Raw genomic sequence first — 16,365 nt, forward strand, 5'->3', positions numbered from 1 at the left:
CGGAAGTCGGCGCATCACCGGGGCCCGTAGGACTGCGTGCGGGCGCGTGACCTCAGCCTCGATCCCGCGTCGGCGTCCGGCCTTCTTCAGCGCGGCACGCAGCCGGCTCTTGGTCTGCCGGGCGGCCCGGGCCGGGGTGGGTGCGGCCGGCAGCAGGGCGCGGGCGACGGATGAGCACAGGCGACTGAGGATCGGCTGGGCGGCGGCGAGGTAGCCGGGGAAGCATTCACGCAGGGGGGGAGCGGAGTTTGTCGGCAGCCTGGGTGCGGTCCCAGACCGCAGTCTTTCCGACGCGGGCCAAGTCGGCGACGGCCTGGGCGAGTTCGGCGTCGGCAGGCAGCGTCCGGTGTGCCGCGGCGTCAGTGCGCAGGATGTTGGCGAGGACCATCGCATCGAGGTGGTCTGACTTCTTGAGTTGTTGGAGGCCGGTGGTGGCGTCAGCGGTCATGGCCCGGGCCACCAGGGTGCCCTCGGTACCGATGAAAGCGATGTCGTGGTGGTCGCTGGCCCAGTCGATACCGCAGAAGATCGTCATGATGACGTTGCGCGCCCCTCCTGCCAGCTGCACCTCACGCTTGCCGGGCCACAGCCGTGGAGGCCGCGACTCCCTGATGGAAGGGCTCTGACGGCCCAGCATCCGATCAGCCGTTCGCGACCCCAGCCACCCACAAGGTCGGGCGACGACCGTGTCGCGGTCTCGGTCGATGCCTGCCGCGAGAGTGTGAAGGCTGGGCAGGTCGCCCGGGCGGACGGCGTCGAGCCATTGTGGGAGCCGTTCGCCCTGGCGCTCGGTGAGCAGGTCGGGGCTTTTCGATTTCGGTCAGCGTCTCGGATCGGCCGAGAAGCGCGGTCGTAGCGCAAGCCACCATGGGTTCAATTCCCATAGCTACCACTCCCATAGCTACCACTTTGCAGGTCAGAAGCGTGCAGGTCAGAAGGGGCGCCACGCTGCGGAGCGGCACCCCTTCCGCATGTACCCTGCCTCACCCTGATCCGGCCCACCCGGCCCATTAGGCTTGGGGCTCCGACGGGCGGTCGCCCACGGCCCGGCGGGGGGTAGGGCACTCGTGCGGCTGCCCCGCACCACCACACCCAAGGACGGCAATCGCGTGTCTTTCTTCACCATCGGCCACCGCGGCGTCATGGCCGCCGAGCCGGAGAACACCCTGCGCTCTTTCCTGCGGGCCGAACGCGAGGGGTTGGACGGCATCGAACTGGACCTGCACCTGAGCAAGGACGGCGAGCTGGTCGTCATGCACGACGAGACCCTGGACCGCACGACGGACGGCTCCGGTCCGATCGCCGACCAGAAGCTGCGGCAGCTCAAGGAGCTCGACGCCGGCCTCGGCGAGCGCATCCCCACGTTCGAGGAGGTGCTGGACGCCGTCGGGCCGACGCTGCCGATCCAGGCGGAGATCAAGGATGTGGCCGCCGCCCGGCTGCTGGCCAAGGTGCTCACCGACCGGGACCTGCTGGACCGGGTGTCGGTGCTGTCGTTCCACGACGCGGCGCTGATGGAGATCCGCGACGTGCTGCCGCAGGCCCGCACCGTGCTGGTGGCAGGACCCAGCGCGCACCGCGACACCTTTGTCGGCCGCGCCCAGAAGATCGGTTCCACCCTGGTCAGCGTGGAGCTGTGCCAGCTGAACCGGGCCATCGTGGAGAAGTGCGGCGCCGCCGGCATCGACGTGATGGCCTGGACCGTCAACGACGAGCGCGACCTGTCGCTGGCTCGGACGCTCGGACTGGTGGGCTGCGTGACCGACCAGCCCGGCATGAAGCGGCTGGTCGAGGCCACGGCATGACCTCAGGGCACGGGGACCGAACCGGCCTTCCGTGTGGTCGGAGGAGAGCATGAACGCCGTGGTCGCAGTCCCGCGCGCGGGGGAACCGGGACCGCGGCGCGTTCGCGCGCTTCGGGTCAGCTGCTTGACCAGCGCCTCGAACCCCGGCGTGGGGTGAGTTGGTGCTGAGCGAGTCGCCCTTCGGAGCCGACAGCCTGTACGACGCCTGCGAGCTGCCGGACGCGCTGGTGCCGGGCCTCCGGGCTCGCTACTCCCGCATCGACCTGCCTGACCATCCGATGTGGGCGAGCGAGGAGGACTCCCCCTTGCACTGGTATGCGGCCCCTGGCCGGTTGCTGCGCCGGGACGGCTTGCAGGACCACCGCTGGATCCATCCACGCGGCCACGCAGTTGCCGACCTCGAGATCATCCGCGCAGACCTCCCCAGCACTTGGGCTGGCTGACTTCTTGCCCGCAGCCCCAGCGACGCCGGGGTGGACATGCGGCGAGCGTGACGGAGCCGGCACGTCCCCGGTCTCATCGACCACCGGCACCGCCTGGTCTCGTGCAGATGCTCAACCACGTAGTCACACACTTCATCGCGCACCAGATCGGCATCCCACCTGGCCCGGCCCAGCAGGTGTTGCGTCCGGAGGCGGCTCGCCGGCCCACTCGGCGATCGTCCAGCAGTTCTTGCGCGGCAGGTCCGACAGCAGTGCGAGCACGAACGCCCGAGCGCGGCGACGGGGTTCGACCCGCGCGAACCGGCCGGCAACCCCGCCCATCAGATGCTCGAACATCAACTGCCACCGGGCGGGGTCTACGCTGAGACCTACGGCCACCGGCTGATCTTTGGTAGTCCACACAACGCCTGATGATCAACGCTGGCCGTACGGGTCTGCGCCGCCGCCCAACCGGCAAGATCAGTAGTTGAAGTGCGAGCCGTTCTTCAGCCGGCCGGGACCTGAAGCTTGTAATCCACGGAGACGGCAAAGGGGACGTTATCGGCGCCCCTGGGAGGGCGACACCTCCGCCAATTCGGTACCGGTGGTGTGGCGGATGACGTTGGCCGTCAGCCGGCGCAGCAGGTCCTGTGCGATGCCGAACTCCTCGGGGGTCAGGCCCATGGCGTCTCCGATGGCGAGAGGGACGGCGCGGATGCGGTGGCTGAGGGCGGTTCCCTTCGGGGTGAGGGCCACTTCCACCACCCGTTCGTCGTCGGCCCGGCGCTGTCGTTTGAGCAGTCCGTTCGTCTCGAGGCGTTTGATCAGCGGCGTCACGGTGCCGTAGTCCAGCTGCAGCGCGGTCACCACGTCTTTGACGGATGCAGTGCCGTGCTGCCAGAGCACGACCATCACCAGGTACTGGGGGTAGGTCAGCCCCAGTGCGTCGAGCAGGGGCCGGTAGGCGCCGCTCACGGCCCGTGAGGCCGCATACAGGGTGAAGCAGAAATGGTCCTCCAGCGGCAGCGGTGGCCCATCGGGGCCGCCGCGTGCGGGGGTGCGGCTCTCGTCCATGCTCACCGTTGCTCTCCTTGCCCGTCCGAGGTCACACGGGAGGCACTGGCGCGTCTCCCGTGAACCCCAGCGTATCGCGGGCAAGTGCATCGGACGCATTTATATTGTGCACAAGGAAAACGTGCGCTAGGTTTCTCGGCGTCGCCCCGGCCCGGGGCGGCCGCAAGCACCGGTACGGCCGGTGACCGGCGATGCACCTCAAGGAGAGTCAGATGAACGTCAAGGCCGTTTTGCGCCCCACCCGCAAGGCCGCCGCCGTGCTCGGCGCCACCGCGGGCGTGGCGGCCCTGACCCTGACGGCCACGACGTCGGCCAGCGCCGCCAAGGCCGAGCACCTTCCCTCCGCGCCGAAGCCCACGGTCGTGCTGGTCCATGGCGCCTTCGCGGACGCCTCCAGCTGGAACGGCGTCATCAAGCGCCTGCAGCGCGACGGCTATCCGGTCGTCGCCCCCGCCAACCCGCTGCGAGGCCTGGCGAGCGACTCGGACTACATCCGCAGCTTCCTGAAGAGCATCCACGGGCCCGTCGTACTCGTCGGTCACTCCTACGGCGGCGCCGTGATCAGTGCAGCTGCCGCCGATGATGCCCAGGTCAAGGCGCTGGTCTACATCGCCGCCTTCACCCCCGAGGTGGGGGAGAGCGCGCTGGAGCTGTCCGAGGAGTTCCCCGGCAGCACCCTCGGACCCAACCTCGACTCGACCCCCTTTTCCCTGCCCGGTGGCGGCACCGGTACCGACCTGTACATCAAGGCCGACAAGTTCCGTGATCAGTTCGCCGCCGACGTGCCCGCGTCGGTCACCGACCTGATGGCCGCCACTCAGCGCCCCGTGGCCGCCTCGGCGCTGGAGGAGAAGGCCACGACGGCCGCCTGGAAGACCATCCCCTCCTGGGACCTGATCACCACCCAGGACAACAACATCCCGCCGCCGGCCCAGCGCTTCATGGCCCAGCGCGCCCACGCGCACACCGTCGAGGTCAAGGCCTCCCACGCCGTCTCGGTCTCACAGCCGGCCGAGATCACCCGCCTGATAGAGCTAGCCGCCCAGATCACCGCCCGCTGATCCGCGCACCACCGCGCTGCGGCCGCCGCCCTCACACCCTCGGGCTGCGGCCGCAGCACCCGTTGCAAGCGCCGATGGGCCTACCGCCGAGTCGGCGACCACAGCAGTCGTACCCGCCGAACGGTCGGCCGTCCCGACCGCCGACACGACACACGAGGAGCACCCCATGCCCGAGACCACCACCCGCCCAGTGCTGGAGCCGGCCGCCGCCGCCTTCGTCGAGGCCACCGCAAAGCCGCCGTACCTCTTCGAACTCGGTCCGGCCGAGGGCCGCAAGACCGTCGACGAGGTGCAGTCCGGTGAGATCAGCAAGCCGGAGACAGCCGAGGAATGGGTGACCGTCCAGGGTGGCCCCACCGGATCGGTCCGGGCCCGCATCGTCCGGCCGGCCGACGCCGAGGGGACGTTGCCGGTGATCGTCTACATCCACGGCGCCGGCTGGGTCTTCGGCAACGACCACACCCACGACAGGCTGGTGCGCGAACTGGCCGTCGGCGCCCGGGCGGCCGTCGTCTTCCCCGAGTACGACCTGTCTCCCGAGGCCCGCTACCCGGTCGCCATCGAGCAGAACTACGCCGTCGCCCAGTGGGTCGTCCGCGAGGGCCGGGCCAACGGCCTGGACGCCACCCGGGTCGCGGTGGCCGGCGACTCCGTCGGCGGCAACATGTCAGCCGCGCTGACCCTGATGGCCAAGGAGCGCGGCGACGTACCGCTGGTACAGCAGGTGCTCTTCTACCCGGTCACCGACGCGGCCTTCGACACCCCCTCCTACCACCAGTTCGCGGAGGGGTACTTCCTACGCCGCGACGCCATGCGGTGGTTCTGGGACCAGTACACCACCGACGAGAACCAGCGAGCCGAGATCACCGCCTCACCGTTGCGCGCCACCACCGACCAGCTGCGGGGCCTGCCGCCGGCCCTGGTCATCACCGGCGAGGCCGACGTGCTGCGCGACGAGGGAGAGGCCTACGCGAGTAAGCTCCGCCAGGCCGGTGTCCCGGTCACCGCCGTGCGCTACCAGGGAATCATTCACGACTTCGTCATGCTCAACGCCCTGCGCGACACCAACGCCGCCGAAGCCGCCATCAACCAGGCCGTCGCCACCCTGCGCACGGCCCTGGGCACCGCGTAACCCGGCCATTTTCCAGTCTGCGGCCCGGGCAGCTGTACTGCCCGGGCCGCAGGTGCACGAGCGAGGGGCGTTCCGCTCCCGCTGCGGGTTCTGCTCCTCATCTGCCGTGCAACCGGGACGCGTTCACCCGGAGGAGGCTGTGGCGTAGCTGCTGTCGTGGCTTATTGATCTTGGTCTCTGGTGCGAGGTCCCTCGCCGAGCGGCTCGTCTCTTGGCCGCGGGTGTGGGACTGGTCGCTCGTCCAGCCCGATCGGGTGACTCATGTCCGGTGTCGGCGCGGGTGTCTCGATCATCGGGGAGCAGGCGGATAGGTTGAGCGGGAACCGGCCGCTGAAGGCGGTGCCGACGAGGCCGTGTCTCCGGCCCCTCACAGTCCAGTCGCAGGAGTGCCACCACCGGCATGGACGTTCTCTTCATCACGAGCGTGGCGGTGGTCGTCGCCGACCCGCCGCTGAGCCGCAAGCTGTTCATCGAGGCTCTCGGCCTCCCCCTGGAGGGGGAAGGCAACGGCTACTACTCCAGCGGGAGCGTCCCCGGCAGCAAGCACTTCGGCCTGTGGCCGCTTTCGCAGGCAGCCGAGGCCTGCTTCGGCACGGCCCAGTGGCCTGCCGACCGGGTGGTCCCGCAGGCATCGATCGAGTTCGAGGTGGCGAACGCGGAGGCCGTCACAGCCGCCGGTGCCGAGCTTCAGCGCGCGGGCTTCGAGCTGGTTCACCAGGCCCGCACCGAGCCGTGGGGGCAGACGGTGGCCAGACTTCTCACGGCGGACGGCTTGATCGTCGGGATCTCCTACGCCCCCTCCTTGCACGACTTGCAGGACGACCAGCACCCCGGGTGAGCCCGGCCCGAGACCGCCTGTCCCGGTGGCCGGGTGTGCTGCGCATCCGCTGAGTTCGCGGGCGCCGCCGGTCCTGTGGCCTGGTGCCGAGCGTCCGGAACGGAAGGGGAGCTGCGGCGCAGTGGCTGGTCCCCAGGCGGCGCCGGCGTGGATGCCGCGAGGCCTCATGCGTGCGTTGCGGCGGGTGTGGCGTGGTCGGCGATCCAGCGGTCGACGCGGGCCCACTGGGCGAGCAGCCACTGGCTGCGGGCATCGTCGCCCGGCGGGACGCGGCTTGCGGGTATGCGCCACCAGCGTGCCCGCACGCCGTTGCGCAGGGGCAGCCGGCTCCACACGGTGCGCGCCGAGTGGACGACGTCGAGGCCGGTGTGGGCGACGAAGACCATGTCGGCCGTGGGCGCGGCGGCGATCGCGGCGAGGGCACCGGCGTCCCGCGGTGGCAGGACATGGTGCATCCGTTCCGCGCGGGACGCTTGGCGCGGCAATCCCCGGCGGCGCAGGGAGGCGATCGCGCGTCGGCGTCGGCGCGGTGTGAAGTTGCCGCCCTCCGGAAAGATCACGAGGGCGTCGCCCGGGCGCAGCCCGGCCGCCAGATCCGCGATGGCGTCCTCGGCGCGGCGGTCGAAGGGCGGAAGGAAGCAGTGGGGGACCCGCCCGATAAGGACGTCGAGAGCGGGGTCGGCGCGTAGTGTCCGCTTCAGGACGGTGTGGGGGCGCAGTCCGGTCTGGCTGAGCAATGTCTGAAGCAGCAGGAAGGAGTCGCCGACCCCGGCGTGCCGTACGAAGACCAGGACCGGCGCCGCCGCGGGTTCGGTCTTGCCTGGTGGCGGGGGCATCACCTCCACCTGGAGGCGGAAGACCCGCTCGCCCGCACGTCGCAGCAGCCGCAGCAGCCTCTCCAGCACGGCGAATGCATCCGCGACGCGCCGCTCCTCGCGATTCTGCCTGTCGGGCAGCCGTCGCGCCCACAGACCGGCGGCGGCCACCAGCCCGGCCAAGTCCACCAAGAGGTACAAAAGCGCGAAGCCGGTGATCCGCACCGGTCTCCATGGGCCGCGCGTGGTGAGGGAGACCGGCGCGCAGAGCGCGCCTGCGGTGATGAGGAGCGCGGTCACCGTGGGAATGAGGGCGAGCAGCAGCGCGGTGGTGGTCGTGCGGCGCAGCCCGGTTACCACGGCGCCGGCCAGCCGCGCCGGGCGTCTTCGGGGTACAGCCGCATCGGTCATGGCGCGCCGTCGGGTGTGCTGAGAGCGATCTCGAGGTACCGGGAGGAGGCCGTGTAGGCACGCTCGATGCGCTCGGCGGTCCGACCGAAGCTGCGGTACCGCAGCTGTCGGAGGGTGGCTGTGCCCTCTTCGGGGCCCGAGCCCGACGGCAGCACGTGGACCGTAACGCCGGGCGGCAGGTCCGCCATGTCGCGGGCGAACCGGTGTCTGCGAGCGATCTCGAACGCCACCAGCGCCACCTGCCAGGGAGCCCGCGGCGGGGAGAGGGCTCGCTCGATGCGGCCGACCTGCAGGACATAGACCTCGGTCGCGCCGAGGGCCACTGCGCGGCCGACGGGGATGCTGTTGACCAGGCCGCCGTCGACGTAGTGCTTGCCGTCGAGCCGGACGGGCGGCAGCAGCCCGGGCACCGCGCACGAGGCGAGTACGGCGTCCACCAGCGGCCCGGCGGCGAACCAGTGCTCGGCAGCCCGCTCGATGTTCGCCGCGACGCACTGGAAGGACAGGGCCAGGTCCTCGATACGAGTCACCGGAAGGTGGGAGGAGAGCAGTTCGCGCAGCGGCGTGGGATGGTACAGGTGAGTCCCGCTGCGCACGGCGGTGCTCAGCCGCCCGAGCAGCGATCCGGAGAACACCCCGGCACGTCCAAGGCCGGACCACAGGTCGGCGAGCCGGGCCACGGACGCCCGCGACGGGTCGGCCGCGACGGCGGCGCCGTTGATCGCGCCCACGGAGGTGCCGACGACGAGGTCCGGGTATACGCCGGCGGCGAAGAGCGCCTCGAGCATGCCGACCTCGTAGGCGCCGAGCGCACCGCCGCCGCCCAGCACGAAGGCACGGGTCGGCGGGCGGGTGGGCCGCCTGTCCTCCATGGCCGAAGGGTGCCCCGACACGGCGCCGCCAACCACCGCGGGCTTGATCCAGAGGACCTGCTCGTGCTTCCACTGCTGCACGGTCATGCCCAGCCGAGTGGGACCGTCTTCACCCAACGCCCCGGGTCCTCGTCCCAGTGCACAACGGTGCCCGGCTCCGTCGGCAGTCGCGGCCAGCCTCCAGGTGCTGCCGTGTCGGACCAGATGGGAGGCGCATTGCCGCTGGGCCGGGCAACACGAAGGACCGATGTCCTCCAGGTGATCGCTTCCTTCCTACGACAGCGCCCCGGCCGCTGATGACCTCAACCGCGGCAGTGGATTCGGGTAGATCGTCGCCCCTGTCCGGCCCGCTGCCCTCTCCGGCGTGAGTGAAGTGCGGGGGATGCACCTCCGCTGCCCGGCAACCGCACGGCGGGTTCACTTGTCGTCGTCGGGAGCCGGCCCCGAAGAAAACCCAGTTGGTGAAGTTGTACTGCTTCGCGGGGAAGGCCCGGCCGCCGCCATACGTCCGATCAGGATCGTCCGATCCGACGATCTCCTTGAGCTGGACAAGCTGCCGGTCATCACCGTCCAGCCAACCCTTGATCCGGACAAACACGCCCACGACGAATGTCCTCCACACTCCGGGCGTCATTCGCTGGGCGCCTACTCTGGCGTCGTCGCACGATAGGCGTGGTCGGATTGATCTAGCACAGCGCTTTACGGACCTCCACGCAGCCGTCAGATCCGGGCCAAGGCTGAGCACATTCGTCTGTACTTGACTGGGCACTTTGATGGCCCTGGCAAGATTTCCGTGACGGTGCGTTGTGCCACCGTGCGCCGGTGACGCTCCGTCACGGGTGGCGGCGTCGGAGCAGGGCCATGAGGATGACGCGGTGGCGAAGTAGCGAGACTCCGGCGCGGCCGGCCATGATCCGTTTCTGGAGTTTCAGGTCGGTGACGCGGCCTTCGTTGACGCCGGAGTTGAACGGCGTGGTGATGCCCTGCACGACTGCGAGCTGGTCCTCTCGGATGGCGTTGGCCAGGCTGGCCAGGGCTGGGAGGCGAGCGGTGGTGAGTTGCTCGAGCCAGTCCGCTAGCGGGGCGGCATCGCGGGCGTCGAGCATGGCGGCGAACTGACGCACCAGGTCGTGGGTGCGGTCCAGTTCCGGGCAGTGCTCGAGCAGCCGCCTGAGTGCCTCCGCCGCGTGCAGGCTGCGCCGGGATGGCGCGGTGGTGATCCAGCGGGCGACCTGACGGGGTGAGGGTGGTCGCTCTCGCGGCGTGTCGATCGGCAGGCCGCGGCGCAGCGGCGCGATGGCCATCTTGACCCGCTGGTAGTGACCACGGTAGCCCTTGGCGACGATCTCCTGGTGCAGCACCGTCGCGGTGTGCTCGCCTTCTTCCCAGCGTTGCCGCAGGTACTCCAGGTATGGATCGAGGCTGCTAGGCCGGCGGGGCCGGATGCGGCGTACGCATTCTTGCCAGGTGGCGGCTCGCGCGAATTTGCGCACGGTGCGGCGGTTCAGGCCCAGCTGATGGGCTGCGGCGTTGAGCGAGCGGCCTGTATCGGTCACCGCGTGCACTGCCTCAAAGAGGTTCTTCGCGTGGCGGCGGGCGGGGGTGTCGGCTTGGTCGGACGGTGCCGTTGGGCTCGGTGGGAGGGCCGGTTCGGGCTCGGGCACCGCGGACAGCAGGCAGCCGCGGTGGGCGGCGGCGACGTCCCCGACCCGCTTCGACAGGCCTTGCCACAGATGGAAGCGGTCGCTGACCTGCACCGCCTCCGGGGCGCCGTCGGTGATGCCCTGGCGGTAGACTAGCGAGCCGTCCCGGCAGACCACCTCAACACCGGGATGTGTCCGCAGCCATGCGGCCAGCTGCTCGGCGTCGCGCCCGGCCCACAGCTCGATCGGTAGCCGGGTGTCAGCATCCACCAGAAGGGTGCCGTAGACGTCCGCGTACAGCGCGAAGTCGTCCACGCCCAGCACCCGCGGGGCTGCTGCCGACGGAAGCGGTAAGCGCATCAAGTGGAACAGCACGCTCGTCCGCGACAGCGGCACCTTCAAGATCTGCAGGAGCCGGGCGCCGCCGCGGCCGGCGAGCAGCACTCCGGCCATCTCCACCAAGTGCTGCAGCAACGGACTACGGCGCTGGTAGCGCACTGTCAGCCCCTCGACCTGCTCGGCGAACGTGCGCCGACCGCAGTGCAGGCTGTCACAGAACAGTCGGCGCACCGACAGTCTGATCAAGACCGGGCGGCCTCCGACAGCGACATCGGCCAATGTGCGGCCATAGCGACTGTGCACCCGAGCGGAACCGCGACCGCACTCCGGACAGGCCACCATCAACTCACGGGTACGGGCGGCTACATGCACAGTGCCGGCCTCTGCCCACACCCCTTCCACCCGCACCGTATCCAGGTGCGGAGACACGATCCGTACGAGGTCATCACACTCGCTGACAATGCCGCCACCCGTGACGGAGCGTCACCAGCGCACGGTGGCACACCGCACCGTCACGGAAATCTTGCCAGGGCCACTTTGATGAGTACGCGGACAGGCCACGAGGAAGGACTACGGCGTACTCGTGGCGATGCCGCAGGGGCACAGCCGGGCTCCTACTTCGACAAGCGAAGCACAGTGAACACGGGAACCATCCCGTCTCAACTCCTCAGCGGTCGGTTGCCAGTTCGCAGGCCAAGCTTCACCGTTAAGCGGTGGCCCATCCCGGCCGCCGGTTCGGCGATCTGTTCAATTTCGTGTACGTCCAGGCGACGTTAAGGAAAGGATCGATATCCGGATGTCTGGATGACCTTCGTGCCCAGCTCAGACGAGTCACGTTCCGGCCGCTGCCGGTGCGGGAGGGCAGGATCCCCAAGCCGGGTGGGTCGGTAAAGGTGAGGTGACTGGGCATCCCAGTGATCACCGACCGGGTCGTTCAGGCCGCGCTGAAGCCCGTGCTGGAGCCGGTCTTCGAGGCTGACCTCAAGCCGGTCTCCTACGGGTTCCGCCCCGAGCGGCGGCCCAGGACGCGATTGCCGAGATCCCTTTCTACGGCACCCAGGGCTACGACTGGCTGCTGGATGCGGACATTGCGGCGTGCTTCGACAAGATCGACCACGTCTCACGAGAAGATCCGCACTCACCGCTTGCCACTCAGAAGCTGTTGATGGTCCCCGACCCAGAGGGCAAGATGAGGGCTGAGGGCTGCATCTGCGGCTAGTGCGCCGCGCCGCGCGGACCAGGGGGAACTATGGGAATGGCACTCAGCTCAAACGATCTTCTGCCAGGCGAGGTTGTGCAGTTCGCCAAGAAGGCGAACGCCGTCGTGAAGGTCGCCGAGGCTGGGCTGACACGCTTCTCCCGCGACCAGTTGATGTGGATGGTTCGCATGCAAGGATCGGAGGCGATCGGCGGGCAGCTGCACGTGACGAACTACCGGCTCGTCTTCTGCTCGCATTTCGCCAATCGCGCCACCGGCCGGTTCAGTATCTTCCTGCCCGTCATCTCTGGGGTACGTGATGCCTCTTGGGGGATCAAGAGGCAGATCGAGGTCTCCACGGGAACCCACCAGTTCACATTCGTCGCGTGGGGGATCCCCGCACTGATGGCCGCGATCGAAGGCCTCCGCCGGCACTGGAGCCCTGACCAGGTGGTGTGGCTTGCCGAAACCGCGACGGCGGAGTGCGCCAAGCTGGGCGAAGGACTCGTCCCGCGGCCGAGCCAGGCCCTCAGTTCGGACATGAGCCCCATCGAGTTCGTCGGGGCGATGGGGCTGATGGAGCTTCAGGAGCTCGCCCGCCGGGCTTGATCTGGGCAGCTGACGCGGACTCCTCGTCTCATTCCTGCGACGTCACCAAGATCGCTAGCGGGGTGTGGCACAGCTTCCCAGGGCTTGAGGGACTGGCGGGGCTGATACCCGTGGATGGCCCGGTCGCCGGCCACGCCTTCGCCGTGCGGCGGCAGAGCGGACGCGCCATGCCACGGCGTCGATGCGGCGGGCGTCGTGTCCGGAGTCGTGCCGGCGGTCGGTTGGCCGGCGGGAGGGGAGCGGCCGCCGTTGACGGATCCTTGGTCGTGTGCGAGGTCGACGCCGTCGTCGGGGCCGTCGGCTGCTGCCGGTGCGGCACGCCCAGCACGCCGGCGCCGGCGCCGGCGCCGGCGCCGACGCCGACGCCGGCGACGGCGAGCAGGACGGTGCTCAGCAGCAGGCGGGGTGAGAGAGGCGGTCGGTTGCCTTCTTACGTTCGGAGCCTGGACCCACTGGCGGCCTGTGCACGCCGCGCCTGGGCTGCGGTCTGCCGCAAGGGTGAAACAAGGCAGGTCGCTTGGCGCTGCGCGCAGCGGGCCTGTTCTGGACGCGAGGCCACCGGCACCTGATTCCGGTCGACCCTCACTTGGGGTGTCCGCAGAAGTCGTCAGGGCTCTGTGGCGTGGGGGCGTCGGCTCGGCAGGGTGCTGCCGATTCCTTCCGCTCGTCCCCACGCGTCAGTCCATTCGGTCGGCCTGCCGAACGGTGCTCCTGGTTTCGGCCACTGCTGAACACGGCGGTCTCCCGCCGGTCCCGCGTGTCCCGGGTGCCTCGCGCGGAACAGACAACTGTGACCGGATTGACCGTCTCACACACCCCCGCCCCCCAACATACTCGGAGCCTGCACATTCCATCCCCTTGTCACGTTCGGAGGTCGATCATGCCCCAGAGCAGTGTGCAGGCCCACGCGGTGCTCGATGCCTGGCTGACGGGCGCCGAGAGCGCGTTCGGCCAGGTGAACCCCGCCGGTCCGCTCTACGTCGGCGGCTCCGCCGCCGAAGCCGCTCTCACCGATCCCAGTGACTCGCTGTATGGCTTCTGTTCCAGCCCGAGCGGGTCTCACGGCAGCTGGTGCTGCTGATCGTCCTGTCGGTCTGAGCCTCATGCCCCTCCGGGGCAACAGAGGCTTGGCTGAAGGACTGTGGCGCGGGGAACGGCTCCGTGTTCCCCGCGCCATGGAGCACTGCGCAGTACGCCGAGTGCGACTACGAATGGGAGACCTCGAGGGTGAGCGGAACAGCGGCGCACAAGCAGCATGACAAGGACGAGTCCCCATGGTTCGCCCAACCGGTGCGGCGCATCGCCCGCCCGTGGCGGGACGAACTGGCCCGGCGGCTGGCCGTCGTGGAGGGCCTGGACCACGCAGAGCGGGACGTGGTGCTGGAGGCCGGACACAACGCCCTGATGACGTCCCTGCACGCGAAGCTGTCCCGGCTCTTCCTGATCGAACTGCACGCGCTGCGCCTGGCCGCGGGCAGCGGCGCCGCCGAGGCCGGGGCCGACACGAGGACCTGGGCGGCGTTCATCGAGGAGGCGAGCCAGGAGGGTTACCTCGACCGGCTGGCGGCCCGGTACCCGGGCGTCGGCCCCCGGATCGCGGCTGTTGCGCGACTGCGGATGGCGGCCACGGCCGCCTTCGCGGAACGGCTCGCCACGGACCGTGAGCTGCTGCGACCCCTGTTGGGAGGACCTGCGGGTGCGGTGCGTGCGCTCTCGTTCGGTGCGGGCGACAGCCATCGGGGCGGACTCACCGTCACCCGGGTCGACCTCGACGGCGGCACCCTCATGTACAAACCCCGGCCGTCCGAGGCGGATGTGGCGCTCGGTGCACTGCTGGAGGACCTGTTCGCGTCCCTCCCCGATGCCCCGGCGCCGCGCGAACGCATCCGGGTTCCACGGACGCTCGCGTGTGCCGGCCACGGATGGGCCGAATTCGTGCGCCACCGCTACTGCGCCGACGAAGCCGAACTCGCCACCTTCTACCGCAACGTCGGCCATTGGCTCGCCGTGCTTCGCTTCACCGGCGGAACCGACATGCATGCCGAGAACATGATCGCCGCCGGCCCGGTGCCGGTGATCGTGGACGCCGAGACGCTCTTCGACGCTCCCGCGCCCTTCCCGCCCAGCGGCCGAGGCGACGCGGTGGACGTGGCCGCGGCCGCCATCCGCCGTACGGTGCTGCGGACCGGGCTGCTCCCCGTCCGTGGCACCGGCTTTGCGCTTGGCGGGGTGGACATCTCCGGCGTCGGTTCGCTGCCCGGACAGCAGCCGCTCATCCCCAATCCGGTGATCGCGGATGCCGGGACCGCGGCCGCCTGTTTCCAGGTGGACCTCGTGGCGATGCCCGTGGCAGGCAACCATCCCAGCCCGACGCCGGTGCTCAGCACGTACTGGGACCGCATCCTCGACGGATTCCGCGAGATGACCGCACACCTGCGCCGTCCCAGAACGGATCCGGTCAGGTTGCTGCGCCGCTTCCAGGGAGCCTGGGCACGCCGCATCCTGCGGCCCACGCAGGCGTACGTCGACATCGGCCGGATGCTGTGGCATCCGGCGTCCCTGCACAACGAGGCGGCGGCCGTCGAACGAGCGAGAGACATCCTGCGGCGCAACGCGGAGGTCCTGCCGGGAGCACCGTCGGACCGAGCGGCCATCGACGGTGAGATAGCCGACCTGCTGGTCGGCGATGTACCGATGTTCGGTTTCACCGTGGACGAGGCCGCGCTCCGGAACACGATCGAGGACTGGCGCACCGCTGACCTGGCACTGGAGGAGTCGGTGATCCAGGACGCACTGGTGGGTGCCTACCTCAACGAGCGTTCGCTGCCCGCGCGGGTGCAGGCCGCGGCCCGTGCTCCGCATGCCCGCGACCGGGAGCGGCGCCGCCGTGCGCTGGCGGCCGAGATGGTACGGCGGCTCTCCCAGGGGGCGGTGCGTGGCGACGACGGTACGGTCACCTGGATCAGCCCGGTGTTCACCCCCGCCGGCTGGTCCATCCGCGTGCTCCCCGCAGATCTGTACACAGGTCAGGGCGGCGTGGTGCTCGCTCTTGCCGAGTACCTGAGCGAGGAGCGGGCGGGGCGGGCGGATGGGGTTCCCGGTGTCGTCGAGCTCTTCGAAGGGGCGTTGCAGGTGCTCGTCAGTACCGAGGACCGGACCCCCACCCCGTCTCCCGGCGCGTTCAGCGGCGCGGCGTCGCAGGTGTGGACCTGGATGGCGCTGCACCGGGTGACCGGGGAGGACTGGATGCTGGAACGGGCCGCGGAGCGAGCTGTACTGCTCGCGCCGGGCGCCCGGCTCGTCGAGGACGACATCGAGGTGGATCTGCTGAACGGCGCGGCCGGCGCGGTCGTACCCCTGCTGAATCTTGCGGGCGCGACCGGACAGGACCACTGGCTGGATGCGGCTGCCCACATCGGACGGCGGCTCGCCGGGCAGGCCACGCTGGATGCGAGCGGTGCCCGCTGGACCACTCGTCTCAACCCCGAGGGCATCGGCGGTTTCGCCCACGGCGCCACCGGCATCGGCTGGGCGCTGGCCCGGCTCGCTCTCGGCGAGGCCGGATCCGCCGGTGAGCGGCGCGGCTGGGACGACCTCGCACGACGGGCTTTCGCCTACCAGGAATCGCTTTACCAACCGGAGGCGGGCAACTGGTTCGACGCTCGCATCGGCGCCGAGGAGGACTTCTTCACCAGCTGGTGCCACGGCAGTGCGGGAATAGGCGTCGGCATGCTCGACCTCCACCGGCGTACCGGCGACCCCGCCCACCTGGACATGGCAGAGCGGGCCGCCCACGCCTGCGCCGCAGAGGGTTTCGGCTGGAGCCACACCCTGTGCCACGGCGACCTCGGCCTCTGGCAGTTCCTGACCTCCCTGGGCTTCGGAACCCCTTCCGACCTCGACGGGGAGATCCTCACCGGTCTGGAACAACGCGGCCCGGTCGGTGGTCTGGCCCGCGAAGCGTTCTCTCCCAGTTTGATGTCGGGCCTCTCCGGCGTCCTGCACACCCTGCTGCGTATGCACCACGCGGCCGACCTGCCCGATCCCCTCGTCCTCGACTGAAAATCGACGCCACGGAGTTCAATCGTGGGACGTGCTCGTCGTCCCACCGAGGAGCGGGAGCGGAGCCGGGCCTCGGGCCTCGCG

The 16,365-nt window shown here is 69.9% G+C and carries 14 protein-coding genes and 1 pseudogene; 9 read left to right on the forward strand and 6 right to left on the reverse strand.

The window, feature by feature from the left end; translation table 11 throughout:
- Window positions 1-226: 226 nt before the first annotated feature.
- Window positions 227-535 (reverse strand): IS110 family transposase, encoded by a 309-nt coding sequence (locus ACWGJ5_RS32150; RefSeq protein ID WP_453313139.1) that lies wholly within the window; start codon window positions 533-535, stop codon window positions 227-229.
- 574 nt (window positions 536-1,109) lie between these two features.
- Between ACWGJ5_RS32150 and ACWGJ5_RS32155 the strand changes: the two genes are divergently transcribed.
- Together ACWGJ5_RS32155 and ACWGJ5_RS32160 are read left to right on the forward strand one after the other, a co-directional pair.
- The gene (locus tag ACWGJ5_RS32155) at window positions 1,110-1,805 is read left to right on the forward strand and encodes a glycerophosphodiester phosphodiesterase (protein ID WP_453313140.1); all 696 of its coding nucleotides are present in this window, start codon (window positions 1,110-1,112) and stop codon (window positions 1,803-1,805) included.
- Window positions 1,806-1,966: 161 nt separating this feature from the next.
- Window positions 1,967-2,248: a hypothetical protein gene (locus ACWGJ5_RS32160; RefSeq protein ID WP_453313176.1), complete on the forward strand. Its 282-nt coding sequence runs from the start codon at window positions 1,967-1,969 to the stop codon at window positions 2,246-2,248.
- A gap of 3 nt (window positions 2,249-2,251) precedes the next feature.
- Here ACWGJ5_RS32160 and ACWGJ5_RS32165 read toward each other — a convergent pair.
- Window positions 2,252-2,569, reverse strand: a pseudogene (locus tag ACWGJ5_RS32165) (transposase); the annotation flags it as partial.
- A gap of 216 nt (window positions 2,570-2,785) precedes the next feature.
- Complete coding sequence (locus ACWGJ5_RS32170; protein WP_453313172.1) at window positions 2,786-3,301, reverse strand: MarR family winged helix-turn-helix transcriptional regulator; 516 nt, start codon at window positions 3,299-3,301, stop codon at window positions 2,786-2,788.
- A gap of 212 nt (window positions 3,302-3,513) precedes the next feature.
- Between ACWGJ5_RS32170 and ACWGJ5_RS32175 the strand changes: the two genes are divergently transcribed.
- The 3 genes from ACWGJ5_RS32175 to ACWGJ5_RS32185 all read left to right on the forward strand — a co-directional run bounded on the left by ACWGJ5_RS32175 (window position 3,514) and on the right by ACWGJ5_RS32185 (window position 6,332).
- On the forward strand, window positions 3,514-4,362 hold the full coding sequence (locus ACWGJ5_RS32175) for an alpha/beta fold hydrolase (RefSeq protein ID WP_453313141.1): 849 nt from the start codon (window positions 3,514-3,516) through the stop codon (window positions 4,360-4,362).
- Window positions 4,363-4,528: 166 nt separating this feature from the next.
- Window positions 4,529-5,494: an alpha/beta hydrolase gene (locus ACWGJ5_RS32180; RefSeq protein WP_453313142.1), complete on the forward strand. Its 966-nt coding sequence runs from the start codon at window positions 4,529-4,531 to the stop codon at window positions 5,492-5,494.
- Between the two features lie 400 nt (window positions 5,495-5,894).
- The gene (locus ACWGJ5_RS32185; protein ID WP_453313143.1) at window positions 5,895-6,332 is read left to right on the forward strand and encodes a VOC family protein; all 438 of its coding nucleotides are present in this window, start codon (window positions 5,895-5,897) and stop codon (window positions 6,330-6,332) included.
- A gap of 164 nt (window positions 6,333-6,496) precedes the next feature.
- Here the strand turns inward: ACWGJ5_RS32185 and ACWGJ5_RS32190 are convergent, their stop codons facing one another.
- The 3 genes from ACWGJ5_RS32190 to ACWGJ5_RS32200 all read right to left on the reverse strand — a co-directional run bounded on the left by ACWGJ5_RS32190 (window position 6,497) and on the right by ACWGJ5_RS32200 (window position 10,841).
- Entirely contained in the window at window positions 6,497-7,558 is a 1,062-nt protein-coding gene (locus ACWGJ5_RS32190) for a 1-acyl-sn-glycerol-3-phosphate acyltransferase (protein ID WP_453313144.1), read from the reverse strand.
- Window positions 7,555-8,517, reverse strand: a complete 963-nt coding sequence (locus ACWGJ5_RS32195; RefSeq protein WP_453313145.1) for a patatin-like phospholipase family protein — start codon at window positions 8,515-8,517, stop codon at window positions 7,555-7,557. Before ACWGJ5_RS32195 ends, ACWGJ5_RS32190 begins: the two co-directional genes overlap by 4 nt.
- Before the next feature lie 746 nt (window positions 8,518-9,263).
- Window positions 9,264-10,841, reverse strand: a complete 1,578-nt coding sequence (locus ACWGJ5_RS32200; RefSeq protein WP_453313146.1) for an ISL3 family transposase — start codon at window positions 10,839-10,841, stop codon at window positions 9,264-9,266.
- A gap of 826 nt (window positions 10,842-11,667) precedes the next feature.
- Here ACWGJ5_RS32200 and ACWGJ5_RS32205 point away from each other — a divergent pair.
- The 4 genes from ACWGJ5_RS32205 (at window position 11,668) to ACWGJ5_RS32220 (ending at window position 16,281) form a co-directional block, all read left to right on the forward strand.
- The gene (locus ACWGJ5_RS32205) at window positions 11,668-12,219 is read left to right on the forward strand and encodes a hypothetical protein (RefSeq protein WP_453313147.1); all 552 of its coding nucleotides are present in this window, start codon (window positions 11,668-11,670) and stop codon (window positions 12,217-12,219) included.
- 268 nt (window positions 12,220-12,487) lie between these two features.
- Window positions 12,488-12,628: a hypothetical protein gene (locus ACWGJ5_RS32210; protein ID WP_453313148.1), complete on the forward strand. Its 141-nt coding sequence runs from the start codon at window positions 12,488-12,490 to the stop codon at window positions 12,626-12,628.
- A gap of 471 nt (window positions 12,629-13,099) precedes the next feature.
- Window positions 13,100-13,300, forward strand: a complete 201-nt coding sequence (locus ACWGJ5_RS32215; RefSeq protein ID WP_365588881.1) for a DUF6229 family protein — start codon at window positions 13,100-13,102, stop codon at window positions 13,298-13,300.
- Window positions 13,301-13,446: 146 nt separating this feature from the next.
- Window positions 13,447-16,281 (forward strand): type 2 lanthipeptide synthetase LanM family protein, encoded by a 2,835-nt coding sequence (locus ACWGJ5_RS32220; RefSeq protein ID WP_453313149.1) that lies wholly within the window; start codon window positions 13,447-13,449, stop codon window positions 16,279-16,281.
- Window positions 16,282-16,365 lie beyond the last annotated feature (84 nt).

This window comes from Streptomyces sp. NPDC054783 (assembly GCF_053611725.1).